At 71.4% G+C, this 13,605-nt stretch carries 12 protein-coding genes; 7 read left to right on the top strand and 5 right to left on the bottom strand.

Annotated elements, in window-relative coordinates; all coding sequences use genetic code 11:
- Positions 1-12: 12 nt before the first annotated feature.
- Entirely contained in the window at positions 13-390 is a 378-nt protein-coding gene (locus ACQVFL_RS12605; RefSeq protein WP_396694052.1) for an MmcQ/YjbR family DNA-binding protein, read from the bottom strand.
- Positions 391-509: 119 nt separating this feature from the next.
- Positions 510-1,526 carry a hypothetical protein gene (locus ACQVFL_RS12600; protein ID WP_396694054.1) on the bottom strand — a complete coding sequence of 339 codons (1,017 nt, stop codon included), beginning with the start codon at positions 1,524-1,526 and terminating at the stop codon, positions 510-512.
- 416 nt (positions 1,527-1,942) lie between these two features.
- Here ACQVFL_RS12600 and ACQVFL_RS12595 point away from each other — a divergent pair, with 416 nt between their 5' ends.
- Positions 1,943-2,173, top strand: coding sequence for a hypothetical protein (locus ACQVFL_RS12595; protein WP_431729418.1), 231 nt, complete (start codon positions 1,943-1,945; stop codon positions 2,171-2,173).
- Positions 2,174-2,365: 192 nt separating this feature from the next.
- On the top strand, positions 2,366-3,790 hold the full coding sequence (locus tag ACQVFL_RS12590; protein WP_396694058.1) for a cellulase family glycosylhydrolase: 1,425 nt from the start codon (positions 2,366-2,368) through the stop codon (positions 3,788-3,790).
- Between the two features lie 39 nt (positions 3,791-3,829).
- Here ACQVFL_RS12590 and ACQVFL_RS12585 read toward each other — a convergent pair whose 3' ends face one another.
- Positions 3,830-4,540: a siderophore-interacting protein gene (locus ACQVFL_RS12585; RefSeq protein ID WP_396694060.1), complete on the bottom strand. Its 711-nt coding sequence runs from the start codon at positions 4,538-4,540 to the stop codon at positions 3,830-3,832.
- A gap of 88 nt (positions 4,541-4,628) precedes the next feature.
- Here ACQVFL_RS12585 and ACQVFL_RS12580 point away from each other — a divergent pair, with 88 nt between their 5' ends.
- On the top strand, positions 4,629-5,192 hold the full coding sequence (locus ACQVFL_RS12580) for a GNAT family N-acetyltransferase (RefSeq protein WP_431729417.1): 564 nt from the start codon (positions 4,629-4,631) through the stop codon (positions 5,190-5,192).
- Positions 5,193-5,303: 111 nt separating this feature from the next.
- Here ACQVFL_RS12580 and ACQVFL_RS12575 read toward each other — a convergent pair whose 3' ends face one another.
- Both ACQVFL_RS12575 and ACQVFL_RS12570 read right to left on the bottom strand, forming a co-directional pair.
- Positions 5,304-6,410 (bottom strand): sporulation protein, encoded by a 1,107-nt coding sequence (locus ACQVFL_RS12575; protein ID WP_431729822.1) that lies wholly within the window; start codon positions 6,408-6,410, stop codon positions 5,304-5,306.
- A 208-nt stretch (positions 6,411-6,618) separates the two neighbouring features.
- A complete protein-coding gene (locus tag ACQVFL_RS12570) occupies positions 6,619-8,049 on the bottom strand; it encodes a glucose-6-phosphate dehydrogenase (protein WP_431729416.1) in 1,431 nt (476 codons plus the stop codon).
- A 208-nt stretch (positions 8,050-8,257) separates the two neighbouring features.
- On the opposite strand from ACQVFL_RS12570, the gene pgi reads away from it, so the two are divergent.
- The 4 genes from pgi to ACQVFL_RS12550 all read left to right on the top strand — a co-directional run bounded on the left by pgi (position 8,258) and on the right by ACQVFL_RS12550 (position 13,604).
- Positions 8,258-9,892, top strand: coding sequence for a glucose-6-phosphate isomerase (gene pgi, locus ACQVFL_RS12565; RefSeq protein WP_431729415.1), 1,635 nt, complete (start codon positions 8,258-8,260; stop codon positions 9,890-9,892).
- Between the two features lie 753 nt (positions 9,893-10,645).
- Positions 10,646-11,677 (top strand): AAA family ATPase, encoded by a 1,032-nt coding sequence (locus ACQVFL_RS12560; protein ID WP_431729821.1) that lies wholly within the window; start codon positions 10,646-10,648, stop codon positions 11,675-11,677.
- Positions 11,674-12,657: a DUF58 domain-containing protein gene (locus ACQVFL_RS12555; protein ID WP_396694070.1), complete on the top strand. Its 984-nt coding sequence runs from the start codon at positions 11,674-11,676 to the stop codon at positions 12,655-12,657. Before ACQVFL_RS12560 ends, ACQVFL_RS12555 begins: the two co-directional genes overlap by 4 nt.
- The gene (locus tag ACQVFL_RS12550; RefSeq protein ID WP_396694072.1) at positions 12,654-13,604 is read left to right on the top strand and encodes a VWA domain-containing protein; all 951 of its coding nucleotides are present in this window, start codon (positions 12,654-12,656) and stop codon (positions 13,602-13,604) included. The genes ACQVFL_RS12555 and ACQVFL_RS12550 overlap by 4 nt, the downstream gene beginning before the upstream one ends.
- Position 13,605 lies beyond the last annotated feature (1 nt).

Here is a 13,605-nt window from a genome sequence, read left to right as displayed (position 1 = left end):
CGGGCGGCGGGGTCAGCGGACGGCGGCCTCGTCGAGGTCGGCGGCGAGCGACTCCGGCGCGCGCATCCGCCAGGCGTCGGTGACCAGCTCGGCGAGCCGGTCCACCTGCACCGCCGCCAGACGCAGCATGACCAGGGGCAGCCCGTCGTAGCCGGGGGTGGTGAAGAACAGGTCGGGCTCACCGAGCAGCAGGGCCTGCTTCTCGGCCTCGTCTCCGACGTAGAGCACGGCCACGTCGGTGCGGATCACCCGTGGCCGGCCCGGCAGGCGCTCGGGATAGGACCAGACGAACCCCCGGTCGGCCACCCGGAAGTCGAAGCCGTCGCTGTCGATCTCGACCGCCTCGGGCAGCGCGAGCGCCAGCCGACGGACGTCGTCCGCGTCAGCCATCAGGACCCCTTCCGCCCGCCCGTCGCGTCACGACGACAGGCTAGTACCCGGGTCGGACACCGCGACGACGGCGGGGGCGGGACCTTCCGGTCCCGCCCCCGCCGATCAGACGTCTGCGCTCAGGAGGTGAACTTGTCCAGAGCCAGCTCGATGGCGCCGTTGTCCGGCTGCGCGTACGACTTCAGGGTCTCCCGGTTGTAGGAGATGAAGCTCGGGCAGCGCCCGGCCGGGGCGTTGATCCGGCCGCCGTCGCCGATCTTCTCGCCGGTCTGGGCGTTGTGGAAGGTCAGCGTGTAGCGCGAGGAGATGTAGTCGACCGTGATCTGCTTGTCGTCGCGGTCCTTGTACTGGCACTTGCGCGGCTCGCCCTCGCTGCCCTGGACGAAGGTCAGGCAGCCGACGACCGAGACGGTCGACCAGTCGGAGGTCCGGGCGTAGTACGGCTTGTTGAAGCCGACCGACTTGCTCAGCCAGGAACCGGGGCGGTCCGGGTTGTTGGCGAAGGTGTAGACCTTGGCGCCCTTCGCGGAGGTGTACGGCGCCGCGTTGAGCACCGGGTTGCCGTCGCACACCGCGTTGAAGTCACTGGAGTTGCGGGCCGTGACGGCGTTGTTGTTGCCGTTGCCGCCGTCGTTGTCCGGCTCGGCCGGCGTCGGCGAGGGCTCCGAGCCTTCGCCGCCGTTGTCGCCGTCGGGCGAGGGGCTGCTGCTGGCGGCGATCTGCGTGGGCTCGTCGTCGTCGCCGAGCACGAAGTACCCGATGGTGCTGCCGCAGGCGACCAGCACGGCCATGACGGCGGCGCCGATGCCCAGGCCGAGCCAGACGCCCCGGTTACCACCGGACTTCTGCGGCTGGACGGCGTAGGGCGGCGGAGGAGGGGGCGTGGGTGCGCCGTACGGCGACGACGGGTACCCCGGGGCACCGGGCCCGCTCGTGGGGTACCCCGGCGCACCAGGTCCGCTCGTGGGGTACCCCGGGGCACCGGGCCCGCTGGTGGGGGAACCCGGCGGCATCGGGTAGCCCACCGGACTGCCGGGCGGCATCGGCGGCGGACCGACCGGGGAACCGGGCGGGTTACCCCACGGGGCGGCGTTCGGGTCCGGCTGCCCTCCGTACGGAGAGTGGCTGTCGCTCATCTGAAACCCTTGTCAAGTCGAGAGGCTCACTACCGATGATCAGGATCAGGGTAGTGAGCAGCGCAAATCCTGGTGGCACACCTGTGCCACGGTCCCGTGACGTGGACACGCGACCTCCCGAGAACCCTCACTCTGGGTATCCACTGTGCTGCGGAGCGCCGATCTTCGACCTTGCTCCATGGGAAAACGGGCCATCCTAGGCACTCAGCGTGATCTTTGCCATACGACAAGCGGAGGCAACGAATCGGCAACGATCCCGGACATCGACGAACTCCCCCGTACGCCTGATCGTGCGTTCAGGAACGGGGCGGCTCTCGCGGAGACCCCCGACCAGTCCGGGGTGGACACCCCGTGCCGGTGTGCGCCGCGCCGGTGGCGGGTATCCAGACCAGGACACCGGCGACGAGGAGGACGACATGACCGAGCCCCGATACACGCCGATCGCGTTCGCCGCGGCCGGAGATCTCGTACGCGAGGACGGCGCCCCGGAGGCGGGCGAGGTGGTCGGCGCGGACGACGCGGCGGCCGACGCCGCCCGGGCCGGCGCCGACATCGACCTGACCGGAGCGCAGCGGGACACCGACCCGACCCCGGTCGGCGCCGCCGACGCCGAGGCCGACCGGCGACGTGCCGCCGGTGAACTCTGACGTACGTCGCGACGTCCACCGCGACGCCCCGGGAGGCACTCCCGGGGCGTCGCCGCGTCAGGTCGCTTCGATGGCGCTAAATATTGCGCCGATGTTTCCAGCCATCGTAGGCTCCCGTGGGAGCGCTCCCGAGCCTCCGTCCCCTCTCGCCGGAGGGCCGTACCCCACCACGACCAGATTGCGACGGTCCCCATGAAGCATCCCCCGCGCCGTACCCGACGCCTCCTGGTCGCGGCCGGTGCCGTCGGCGCGCTGACCCTCGGCACGCTGGCCGCCCTGCCGACGACCGCCGCGATGGCCGCGCCCGGCTGCTCGGTCGCCTACACGACGAACAGTTGGTCCGGCGGGTTCACCGCCAGCGTGACCATCACCAACGTCGGCGACCCGGTCACCGGCTGGACGCTCGGTTTCCGCTTCCCGGACGGCGGCCAGCGCCTCGCCGAGGGCTGGTCGGCCACCTGGAGCCAGAGCGGCAGCGAGGTCACCGCGCGGAACGCGAGCTGGAACGGGTCGCTCGCCACCCGCGCGAGCACCACCATCGGCTTCAACGGCACCTTCACCGGCGCGAATCCGGCACCGACCTCGTTCACCCTCAACGGCACGGTCTGCACCGGCTCGACCACGCCCACCACTCCCCCGCCGACCACGCCACCACCGACCACCCCGCCGCCCGGCGGGCAGACCCCGGTGGCGATCAACGGACAGTTGCGGGTCTGCGGGGTCAACCTCTGCAACCAGTACGGCCGGCCGATCCAGTTGCGCGGCATGAGCAGCCACGGTCTCCAGTGGTTCGGCAACTGCTACAACGACGCCTCGCTGGACGCGCTCGCCACCGACTGGCGGGCCGACCTGTTCCGGATCGCCATGTACGTCCAGGAGGACGGGTACGAGACCGACCCGGCGGGCTTCACCAACCGGGTCAACGCCCTGGTCGAGGAGGCCACCGAACGGGGCATGTACGCGATGATCGACTTCCACACGCTCACGCCCGGCGACCCGATGCACAACCTGGAGCGGGCCAAGACCTTCTTCGCCGCGGTGTCCGCGCGGCACGCGTCGAAGAACAACGTGATCTACGAGATCACCAACGAACCCAACGGGGTGAGCTGGTCGACCATCAAGAACTACGCCGACCAGGTGATCCCGGTCATCCGCGCCAACGACCCGGACGCGGTGGTCATCGTCGGCACCCGGGGCTGGTCCTCGCTGGGCGTCTCGGAGGGCGCCAACCACACCGAGATCGTCAACAACCCGGTGAACGCGAGCAACGTCATGTACGCGTTCCACTTCTACGCCGCGTCGCACCGGGACAACTACCGGGCCGAGGTCGAGCGGGCCGCCGCCCGGCTGCCGTTGTTCGTCACCGAGTTCGGCACCGTGGACTACACCGGTGACGGCGCCGCCGACCTGGCCAGCAGCACCCAGTGGCTGGACCTGCTCGACCGGCTGAAGATCGGGTACGCCAACTGGACGTTCTCCGACAAGGCCGAGGGCAGCGCGGCGTTGCGGCCGGGCACCTGCAACGGCGGCAACTACACGGGTACGTCCGTGCTCACCACCTCGGGTGCGTTCATGCGCGAGCGCATCCGGACGCCGGACGACTTCCCGACGAGCTGACCGGGGGCGGCCCCGGCGCAGATCCGCCGGGGTCGCCGCTCAGCGGGCGTTCCAGTAGCCCACTCCGGTCAACTGCTGGCGGCCCACGCCGAGCCCGCGCCGGATGTGCTTGACGATGCTGCGGGTGGTGGCCGCCTCGCAGGCCACCCAGTAGTAACCGCCGTCGCTGGCCGGCATCCCGTCGCGGACGGTGTCGACCAGGTGCCGCCCGTCGTCGCGGCGCGGCACCCACACCACCTCGTGGTGCGCGCGGGCGCGGGCGGCCAGCTCCTTCTCGTCCTCGTGGGCGTACTCGATCCAGACCGTCGCCGGGATGTCCTGCGCGCTGTCCAGCAGACTGTTCACCGCCGGCAGTGAGGCCGCGTCCCCGACCAGATAGAGGTGCCGGGGCGCCGGGTCGGGCAGGGCGAACCCGGTGCCGTGCACGGTCGCCTCGATGGTGTCGCCGGGGCGGGCCGCGCCGGCCCAGCGGGCGGCGACGCCGTCGTGCAGCGCGAACTCCAGATGGAAGCGGCCGGTCTCCGGGTCCGGGTCGACGAGCGTGTACGCCCGCTGGTGCGCCCGTCCGTCGTTGTCGAACCAGAGCCGGATCCACATCGTCGGGTGGACCTCGCACTCCTGGAGCAGCCCGCCACCGTCGACCAGCAGGCGCTGGTAGCGCTCGTTCACCGGCGCGGAGTCCAGGACGGTCAGTCGGAAGTTCCGTCCGCCCATCGCCTTGAGGACCAGCGACTCCCAGTTCCGCTTCACCCGTGCCTCCTGCTACCGTGCCGAAAAGTTAGGTTAGGTTAACCTAACTCGCCGATCTTGGCGAGAGACACCTCCGAAGTGAGGCAGCATGTACCAGGAGAAGATCGCCGACCTCGGCACCCTCAGCCTGACCACGGTCGACCCGATGGTCAACGCGGAACTCCTGCACGGCTGGGTCACCCAACCCCGTGCGGTGTTCTGGGGCATGGGTTCGCACACCCTCGACGAGGTACGCGAGATCTACGAGTTCGTCGACGCCCTGACCACCCACCACGCCTACCTGATCCGGCTCGACGACGTGCCGATCGGCCTGTTCCAGACGTACCAGCCGGCGGCCGACCCGGTCGGCGAGCGCTACCCGGTCCGCCCCGGTGACATCGGCATGCACCTGCTGCTCGCCCCGCCACCCGGTCTGCCCCGCGCGCTGGCCGGCCCGGTCGGCGCCGCCCTGGCCCGGTTCCTGTTCCTGGACCCGACCCGGGACCGCATCGTCGTCGAGCCCGACGTGCGCAACGACGCGGCCCGCCGTCGACTGCTCGCCGAGGGGTTCACCCTGGCCGAGGAGATCGACATGCCGGACAAGCGGGCTCAGCTCGCCTTCCTCACCCGGGCCCGGTTCGAGGCGGACCGACCGGTGCCGACCCACCACTGACCCGGCACACGACACCGCCCGACCACCAGTGGGGAGCCTGGCGGCCGGGCGGCCGTCGCGGGTGGACACCCGCTTCGTGGTGACGTCGACGGGGCGACGAGGATCAGCGGCTCACTCCTCGCCGCCCTCGTCACCACCCTCGTCGTCACCGAAGGAATCGAAGACCTCCTCGGCGACCATGCCGCCGACGAATCCGAGCGCCGCGCCGCCGACCACACCGGCGGCGACCGCGCCCACGCCCGGCCCGCGCCGCTCGTGGTGCTCCTCCTGGTAGTGCCCGTACGTGGGCTGCTGCGGCGGGTAGCCGACCGGCTGCCCGTACCCGGGCTGAGGGTAGCCGGGCTGCCCGTAACCGGGTTGGCCGTAGGCGGGCTGCCCGTAACCTGGCTGCCCGTAGCCCTGCGGGCCGGGTTGGGCGAAGCCCGCGCCGGGGTGCAGGGTGCGGTACTGGTCGAGCGCCTGGCGGAACCAGCCGTCGACCTCGGCGGCCCAGTCCCGCTGGTCGGCGTCGGCGTGCGCGACACGGTAGCGGCCGTAGGAGTCGTGCCCGCCGGTGAACAGGCCGCCGCGCCGGTCGAACTCCAGCACCACGTCGACGCCCTGCTCGTCGGCGAGGAAGGTCAGTTCGACCTCGTTGACCTCGTGGGCGTACTGCGGCGCGGCGAAGAACTCGATCTCCTGATAGAAGGGCAGCGTCTGGTACGCCCCGGCGATCTGCCCGTGCTCCAGGTCGGCGCCCTTGAACCGGAAACCCAGCCGTCCGAACGCCTCCAGGATCCGCTCCTGCACCGGCAGCGGGTGCACGAACACCGGGTCGAGGTCGCCCTTGTCGACCGCGCCACGGATGGCGACCTCGGTGCGCAGGCCCATGGTCATGCCGGGCAGCCGCTGGCCGTAGACGTCGGTCACCGGGGTCTGCCACGGCATCGGGATCTGGAACGGCAGGGCCAGGTGCTGCCCCTCCGCGAGGCGCAGCCCGCCCGCGACCGGCACCCGGTGGAACTCGACGGTCGCGTCGTGGTCGCCGTCCGCGCCGTCGACCTCGACCCGGGTGACCAGGCTCAACACGACCTGGTCGATGTCCACGTCCTGACTGCCGCCGGTCAGGTTCACCTGGCCGGTCAGCACCGAGCCGGGGCGGGTGCCCGGGTCGGACAGGACCGTGTCGACGCTGGGTGCGCCGATCCCGAAGGCACCCAGCATCTTCTTGAACACCACGAGCTTCTCCCTCGACAACAGGCGCGACCGTGGCACGGACGTGAGACTTCTACGCCTAAGCCGTTGCGTCGCAACGGGATCGGCGCCGTCCATCATGGATCCCGTCGAGTCGGGAAGCTAGCACCGGCGGCTGAAAAGTAGCTGAGAGATATCGCACTGTCACCATCAGTGAGAGTCCCTCACGTGGGAGGTCGGTGGTCGCCCCTGGTCAGCCGCGTACCGGGCCCAGCAGTGAGTCGTCCGGACCGGCCGAACCGGCCGCGTACTCCTGCAACGGCACGTGCCCCGCCTTCCAGGCGGCCAACACCGGCTCGACGATGCGCCAGCACTCCTCGGCCACGTCGCCCCGCACCGACAGCGTCGGGTCGCCCTCGAACGCGCCGCGCAGCACCTCGCCGTACGCGGGCAACTCGCCGGGGCCGAAGTCCGCTGTCAGGTGCACCTGGTCCAGGTCGAACGGGTTGCCGGGGCCGTTGATGTTCAGGTTCAGCCCGAGACAGTCCGGCCCGAACCCGATCCGCAGCCGGTCCGGCTCCTCGTACCCGGTCAGACCGTCCGGCACCCGGGCCGGCTGCTTGAAGGTGATGACGGCCTCCTTGCGTACCGCCGAGGTGGCCTTGCCGGAGCGCAGCCGGAACGGGACTCCCGCCCAGCGCCAGGTGTCCACCTCCAGCACCACCTCGGCGAGGGTCTCGGTGTTCCGGCCCGGGTCCACGCCCTCCTCGGCGGCGTAGTCGGGCAGGTGGCGGCCGTCGACGTCGCCCGCCGTGTACCGGGCCCGGCGGCTCGCCGCCACCGGGTCGTCCTGCCACAGCCGGACGGCCCGCAGCACCTGCGCCTTGCGCCCGCGCAGTTCCTTGGCGCTCAGCGTGGGCGGCGGCTCCATGCCGAGCAGGGCCAGCACCTGGAGCAGGTGACTCTGCACCATGTCCACCAACGCGCCCGCACGGTCGTAGTAGCCGGCCCGACCCTCCAGGCCAAGGGTCTCGTCGAAGACGATGTCCACGCAGGCCACGTGGTTGTTGTTCAACACCGGCTCGAAGATCCGGTTGGCGAAGCGCAGGCCGAGCAGGTTCAGCACGGTGGACTTGCCGAGGAAGTGGTCGATGCGGTGCACCTGGTCCTCGGGCACCAGCGTGGCCAACAGCTCGTTGAGCGAGCGCGCCGAGATCCGGTCGACGCCGAAGGGCTTCTCCAGCATCAACCGGGTGCCCGGCGGTACGCCGATGCGGGCCAACGCGGCGGCCGACCGGGCGGTCACGAACGGCGGCAGCGCGAAGAAGATCACCACCGGGCCGGCACAGCCGCTGAGCAGCCCCCGCAGGTCCTCCTCGCGGGTCACGTCGGCGCTCACGTACCGGGTCTCGCGGAGCACCTCGTTCTCCACCGGGCCCTGCGCGTCGACGCTGGCGAACGAGTCGGCCACCCGGCGACGCCACCGCTCGTCGTCCCAGTCGTCCATGCCGCTGCCGATCAGCCGCAGATTCGGGACCGCGCCGCTGGCCAGCAACCGGCCCAGCCCGGGCAGCAGCAGCCGACCGGTCAGGTCGCCGCTGGCGCCCAGCACCAGCAGCGTCTGCCGAGGGGTGGCGGAGGTCTCGGAGGCGGCTGCGGGAGCCTTCGGTGCCGACGTCGTCATGCCTCCACCTTGCCCTGTCCGTTCCGGGACCGGGCAGCGACCCCGCCGTCATCCGCCGCCCGTGCGCGCAGCGCATCGACACCCACGCGGATCGTGACCGGTCCGACCGCGTCCGGCCCGGTGCGGCGATCTTCGTGTGGCAGGCTGGTCCCATCCCGCCGGACGGACGACGCCGGCGTGCCTACCCTGCGAGGAGACGATCGATCCGATGGCTGCGGACGTCACCACCACCGAGGAGTGGCAGGCCCTGCGCAAGCACGCCGACGAGATCCGCGCGACGCACCTGCGGGACCTGTTCGCCGGTGATCCCGACCGGGGCGAGCGGTTGACCGTCGAGGTGGCCGATCTCTACGTCGACTACAGCAAGAACCTGGTCACCGACGAGACCCTGGCCCTGCTGACCGCGCTGGCCGAGCGGGTCGGACTCACCGACCGCATCGCCGCGATGTTCGCCGGAGCGCACATCAACGGCACCGAGGACCGGGCCGTCCTGCACACCGCGCTGCGGCTGCCCCGCGACGCCACGCTGACCGTGGACGGCCAGGACGTGGTGGCCGACGTGCACGCCGTCCGGCAGCGGATGGCCGAGTTCGCCGAGCAGGTGCGGTCCGGCCAGTGGCGCGGGCACACCGGCGAGCGGATCCGCACCGTGGTCAACATCGGCATCGGCGGCTCCGACCTCGGGCCGGTGATGGCGTACGAGGCGCTCAAGGCGTACCGCGACGCCGGCATCTCCTGCCGGTTCGTGTCGAACATCGACCCCACCGACATCCACGACACCACCGCCGACCTGGACCCGGCCAGCACGCTGTTCGTGATCGTGTCGAAGACCTTCTCCACCCAGGAGACCCTGGCCAACGCCCACCAGGCCCGACGCTGGCTGCTGGCCGGGCTCGACGCGGGCGACGAGGCGGTGGCCCGGCACTTCGTCGCGGTCAGCACCAACGCCCAGCGGGTCGCGGACTTCGGCATCGACCCGGCGAACATGTTCGGCTTCTGGGACTGGGTCGGCGGACGCTACTCGTTGCCGTCGGCGGTCGGCCTGTCGGTGATGCTCTCCATCGGCCCGGCGCGCTTCGACGAGATGCTGGCCGGCTACCACGCCGTGGACGAGCACTTCCGCACCGCGCCGCTCGCCCGCAACGCCCCGGTGCTGCTCGGGCTGCTGAACATCTGGTACGTCAACTTCCTCGGCGCGCAGACCCACGCGGTGCTGCCCTACTCGCAGTACCTGCACCGGTTCCCGGCCTACCTGCAACAGCTCACCATGGAGAGCAACGGCAAGTCGGTCCGCACCGACGGTCAGCCCGTGTCGTACGACACCGGGGAGATCTTCTGGGGCGAGCCGGGCACCAACGGCCAGCACGCCTTCTACCAGTTGCTGCACCAGGGCACCCGGCTGGTGCCGGCCGATTTCATCGGGTTCAGCGAGCCCAACCACGAGATCGGCGACATGCACGACCTGTTCATGTCGAATTTCTTCGCCCAGACCGCCGCGCTGGCCTTCGGCCGCACCGCCGAGCAGGTCGCCGCCGAGGGCACCCCGGCGGACCTCGTACCGCACCGGGTGATGGCGGGCAACCACCCCACCACCTCGATCACGGCCCTCAGTCTCACTCCCGCCACCCTCGGCCAACTGGTCGCCCTCTACGAGCACATCGTCCTCACCGAGGGCGCGATCTGGGACATCAACCCGTTCGACCAGTGGGGCGTGGAACTCGGCAAGGTGATGGCGAACCAGCTCGCCCCCCTGCTCACCGGCGACCAGCCCGACCTGACCACCCTGGACAGCTCCACCGCCGCCCTCATCCGCCGCTACCGAACCCACCGCAACCGCCCCTGACCCCCCTGCCCCCACCCACCCCACCCCCACCCCACCCACCCTCGGCCCGTTGATCAAGGAGTTCTGGTCACCCCTGGTACGCCCACAGAACCAGAACTCCTTGATCACCCCAGCAGGTCCGGGAAGCCGCCCCGACGGGTCGACCTGCCCTGTGCCGCCTCCAGGCGTGGTGATCAAGAAGTTTTGGTCGCTAGCGGTGCGTCTACGGGGCCAAAACCCCTTGATCACCTCGGGCTGGGCGTCGGCGTGCCGCCTCGATGGTGTCGCCGAGCCGGTGGGCGGTGCTTACGCCGGCTCACTCGCGCCTCGACGTCAAGGTCGTGCTCGATGCTGGATCGAGTGGTTGTCGTGGCGCTGGGATGCCACTCGATCCAGGATCGAGCGTGATCTCGGCGAGGCGGTCGACCGCTCAACTGCCGAACCGGTGCGCGACCAGGGTCGGCGTACATCTGTGGGTCTGGGACCTGTCGAGCTGCGATCGCGACGGGCACCGTCGTGATGCGACGGTGCGCGGGCCGGGGCCGCGATCCGTCTGTGCCATCAGCTCGATAGTGCCCGCAAACCCCACTTCACCTCGCCGGGAAGGAGACCGGGTCCATCGACCTGGCGGTCCCCGGCCTTCACGGTCGTCGTTCGGTTGTCTTTCGGGGGGCTCTGGCCCAATGGGTCAGGAGCGGGTACCCGGCCTTCCCCGTGGGTCGGGTACCCGCGTCCCTGACGCGACCGAGGAGCGACTGCGTGACGACGACCGACATACGCGAATTCGACGTCATCGGCGAGCACGCCGGGGCGGCCCGACTGTTGGAACAGACCCTGTTCGAGGTGAAGCGGGTCATCGTCGGGCAGGACCGGCTGGTGGAGCGGCTGTTGACCGCGCTGCTGGCCCGGGGGCACTGCCTGCTGGAGGGCGTACCGGGGGTGGCGAAGACGCTCGCCGCCGAGACCCTGGCCACGGCGGTGGGCGGCAGCTTCGCCCGGATCCAGTTCACCCCGGACCTGGTGCCGTCGGACATCCTCGGCACCCGAATCTATCGCCCGTCGACGGAGAGCTTCGACGTGGAGCTGGGACCGGTGATGGCCAACCTGGTGCTCGCCGACGAGATCAACCGGGCTCCGGCGAAGGTGCAGTCGGCGCTGCTGGAGGTGATGGCCGAGGGGCACGTGTCGCTCGGTGGACGCACCTATCCGGTGCCGACCCCGTTCCTGGTGCTGGCCACCCAGAACCCGATCGAGTCCGAGGGGGTGTACCAGCTACCGGAGGCGCAGCGTGACCGGTTCCTGATGAAGGTCGTGGTCGACTACCCGACGGACGACGAGGAGCTGGGCATCCTCTATCGGATGGGCACCAGCAGCCCGGCCGCGCGGCCGGTGCTGGACCCGGGCCGACTGGTGGCGCTCCAGGCCCGGGCGCGCGAGGTGTTCGTCCATCATGCGTTGGCCGAGTACGTCGTACGCCTGGTGCTGGCCACCCGGGACCCGCGCCGCTTCGGGCTGGCCGACGTGGCGGACCAGCTCGCGTACGGGGCCAGTCCCCGGGCCACGCTCGGCCTGGTCGCCGCGGCACGGGCGCTGGCCCTGCTGCGGGGCCGCGACTACGTCCTCCCCGCCGACGTGCGGGAGATCGCCGCCGACGTGCTGACCCACCGGCTGGTGCTCAGCTTCGACGCGGTCGCCGACGACGTGGACGCCGGTGAGCTGGTGCGGCGGATCGTGGAGGCGGTGCCGCCGCCGCAGATCGCCCCCGCTCAGGAGCAGCAGGGGCCCGGCCTGGGGGCGGCGGCGTGAACGCGCACACGACGAGTGTCGGGCGGCTCGCACCGCAGCGTCGGCTGCGCCGGTTGGAGTTAACGGTCACCCGCCGCCTGGACGGGCTGCTGCACGGCCAGCACCTGGGGCTGCTGCCCGGTGCGGGCAGCGAGCCGGCGGGCAGCCGCGAGTACCGGGCCGGTGAGGACGAGGTGCGGCGGATGGACTGGTCGGTGACGGCGCGTACCGCCGTGCCGCACGTGCGGACCGTGGACGCGGACCGGGAGCTGACCACCTGGACGCTGGTGGACGCCACGCCCAGCATGGACTTCGGCACCGCCGAGTTGGAGAAGCGGGAACTGGCGGTGGCGGCCGTGGCCGCCGTCGGGTTCCTCACCGCCGGCACCGGCAACCGGCTCGGCGCGCACCTGCTCGGTGACGCGGGGGTACGCCGATTCCCCGCCCGTACCGGACGGCACCACCTGATCAGTCTGCTGCGGACGCTGATGGAGGTGCCCCGGGGCCGGCCCGCCACCCAGCCGGTGGCGCTGGCCGACGGGATCGACGGGTTGCGCCGCTCCGCCGGTCGGCGTGGGCTCGCCGTGGTGGTCTCCGACTTCCTCGACGGCCTGCCCGACGAGGGGATGGGCGGCGCGGACGGGCCGCCGCCGGACTGGGAGCGACCGCTGCGGCGGCTGGCCGCCCGGCACCAGGTGCTCGCGGTCGAGGTCCGCGACCCACGCGAACTGGAGCTGCCCGACGTCGGCCTGATCACCCTCGTCGACCCGGAGAGTGGTCGGCGCCGCGAGGTGTCCACCGGCAGCCGCAAGCTGCGGGAACGGTACGCGGCGGCGGCAGCCGCCCAGCGACTGGCGGTGAACCGGGCGTTGCGTCGGGCCGGTGCGTCACACCTGCCGTTGAGCACCGACCGGGACTGGATCACCGACATCGTCCGTCACGTCCACGCCCAACGACGGCTCGCCCGAGCCACCCGACCGGCTGGAGGGAGAAGCGCGTGAGTTGGGAGTCCCCGGAAAGGTTGTGGCTGCTCGCCGGGGTGGTCGCGCTGGTCGTCGGCTACCTGGTGACGCAGCGGCGACGCAGCCGGTACGCGGTACGGTTCACCAACCTGCGACTGCTGGACAAGGTCGCGCCGAGCCGTCCGGCGTGGCGTCGACACGTACCCGCCGGTCTGTTCGTCGCCATGTTGGCGCTGCTCGTGGTCGGGTTCGCCCGGCCCACCGACGAGGTACGCGTGCCGCGTGAACGGGCCACCGTGATGGTCGCGGTGGACGTGTCCCGGTCCATGCTCGCCGACGACGTACCGCCGGATCGGTTGATCGCCGCCAAGGACGCGGCCCGGGAGTTCGTCGCGGACCTGCCGGAGGAGTTCAACGTGGGGCTGGTGGCGTTCGCCGGCAGCGCCCAGGTGATGGTGCCGCCCACCGGCGACCGGGAGGTGATGGCGGCCGGTATCGACCGGCTCGACGAGGGCGTCACCGGCGTGCAGGGCACCGCGATCGGCGACGCCATCGACGCCTCGCTGGAGTCGATCCGCACGCTGGACGCGCAGGCGGTCACCGAGCCGCCACCGGCCCGGGTGGTGGTGCTCTCCGACGGGGCCAACACCACCGGACGCAACCCCACCTCGGCGGCGGGCGACGCGGTGGAGGCCGGGGTACCGGTCGACACCATCTCCTTCGGCACGCTCGACGGTCAGATCGGCGCGGGTCAGCGCGTACCGGTCGACGGGGAGACCCTGCGGGTCGTCTCGGAGCAGTCCGGGGGCGGCTACTACGAGGCGGGCAGCAGCGCCGAGTTGCGCGAGGCGTACGCCGACATCGGTTCGTCGGTGGGCTACCGGATGGAGCGGCAGGACGTGTCGGCCCGGTTCATCGGTGGCGGGCTGGTGCTCGCGCTGCTGGCCGCGGCGGCGTCGATGTTCTGGTTCTCCCGCCTGCCGTGAC

The organism is Verrucosispora sp. TAA-831, assembly GCF_050780145.1.
Taxonomy (GTDB): domain Bacteria; phylum Actinomycetota; class Actinomycetes; order Mycobacteriales; family Micromonosporaceae; genus Micromonospora.
This window is presented reverse-complemented; position numbering and strand designations above follow the sequence as displayed.

What these genes read in the sequence shown, in the direction of transcription:
- ACQVFL_RS12580 (WP_431729417.1), top strand. Translation starts at nt 4,629, where the DNA reads ATGTACCAGGAGAAGATCGCCGACCTCGGCACCCTCAGCCTGACCACG.
- pgi (WP_431729415.1), top strand. Translation starts at nt 8,258, where the DNA reads ATGGCTGCGGACGTCACCACCACCGAGGAGTGGCAGGCCCTGCGCAAG.
- ACQVFL_RS12570 (WP_431729416.1), bottom strand. Translation starts at nt 8,049, where the DNA reads ATGACGACGTCGGCACCGAAGGCTCCCGCAGCCGCCTCCGAGACCTCC.
- ACQVFL_RS12595 (WP_431729418.1), top strand. Translation starts at nt 1,943, where the DNA reads ATGACCGAGCCCCGATACACGCCGATCGCGTTCGCCGCGGCCGGAGAT.
- ACQVFL_RS12605 (WP_396694052.1), bottom strand. Translation starts at nt 390, where the DNA reads ATGGCTGACGCGGACGACGTCCGTCGGCTGGCGCTCGCGCTGCCCGAG.
- ACQVFL_RS12590 (WP_396694058.1), top strand. Translation starts at nt 2,366, where the DNA reads ATGAAGCATCCCCCGCGCCGTACCCGACGCCTCCTGGTCGCGGCCGGT.
- ACQVFL_RS12600 (WP_396694054.1), bottom strand. Translation starts at nt 1,526, where the DNA reads ATGAGCGACAGCCACTCTCCGTACGGAGGGCAGCCGGACCCGAACGCC.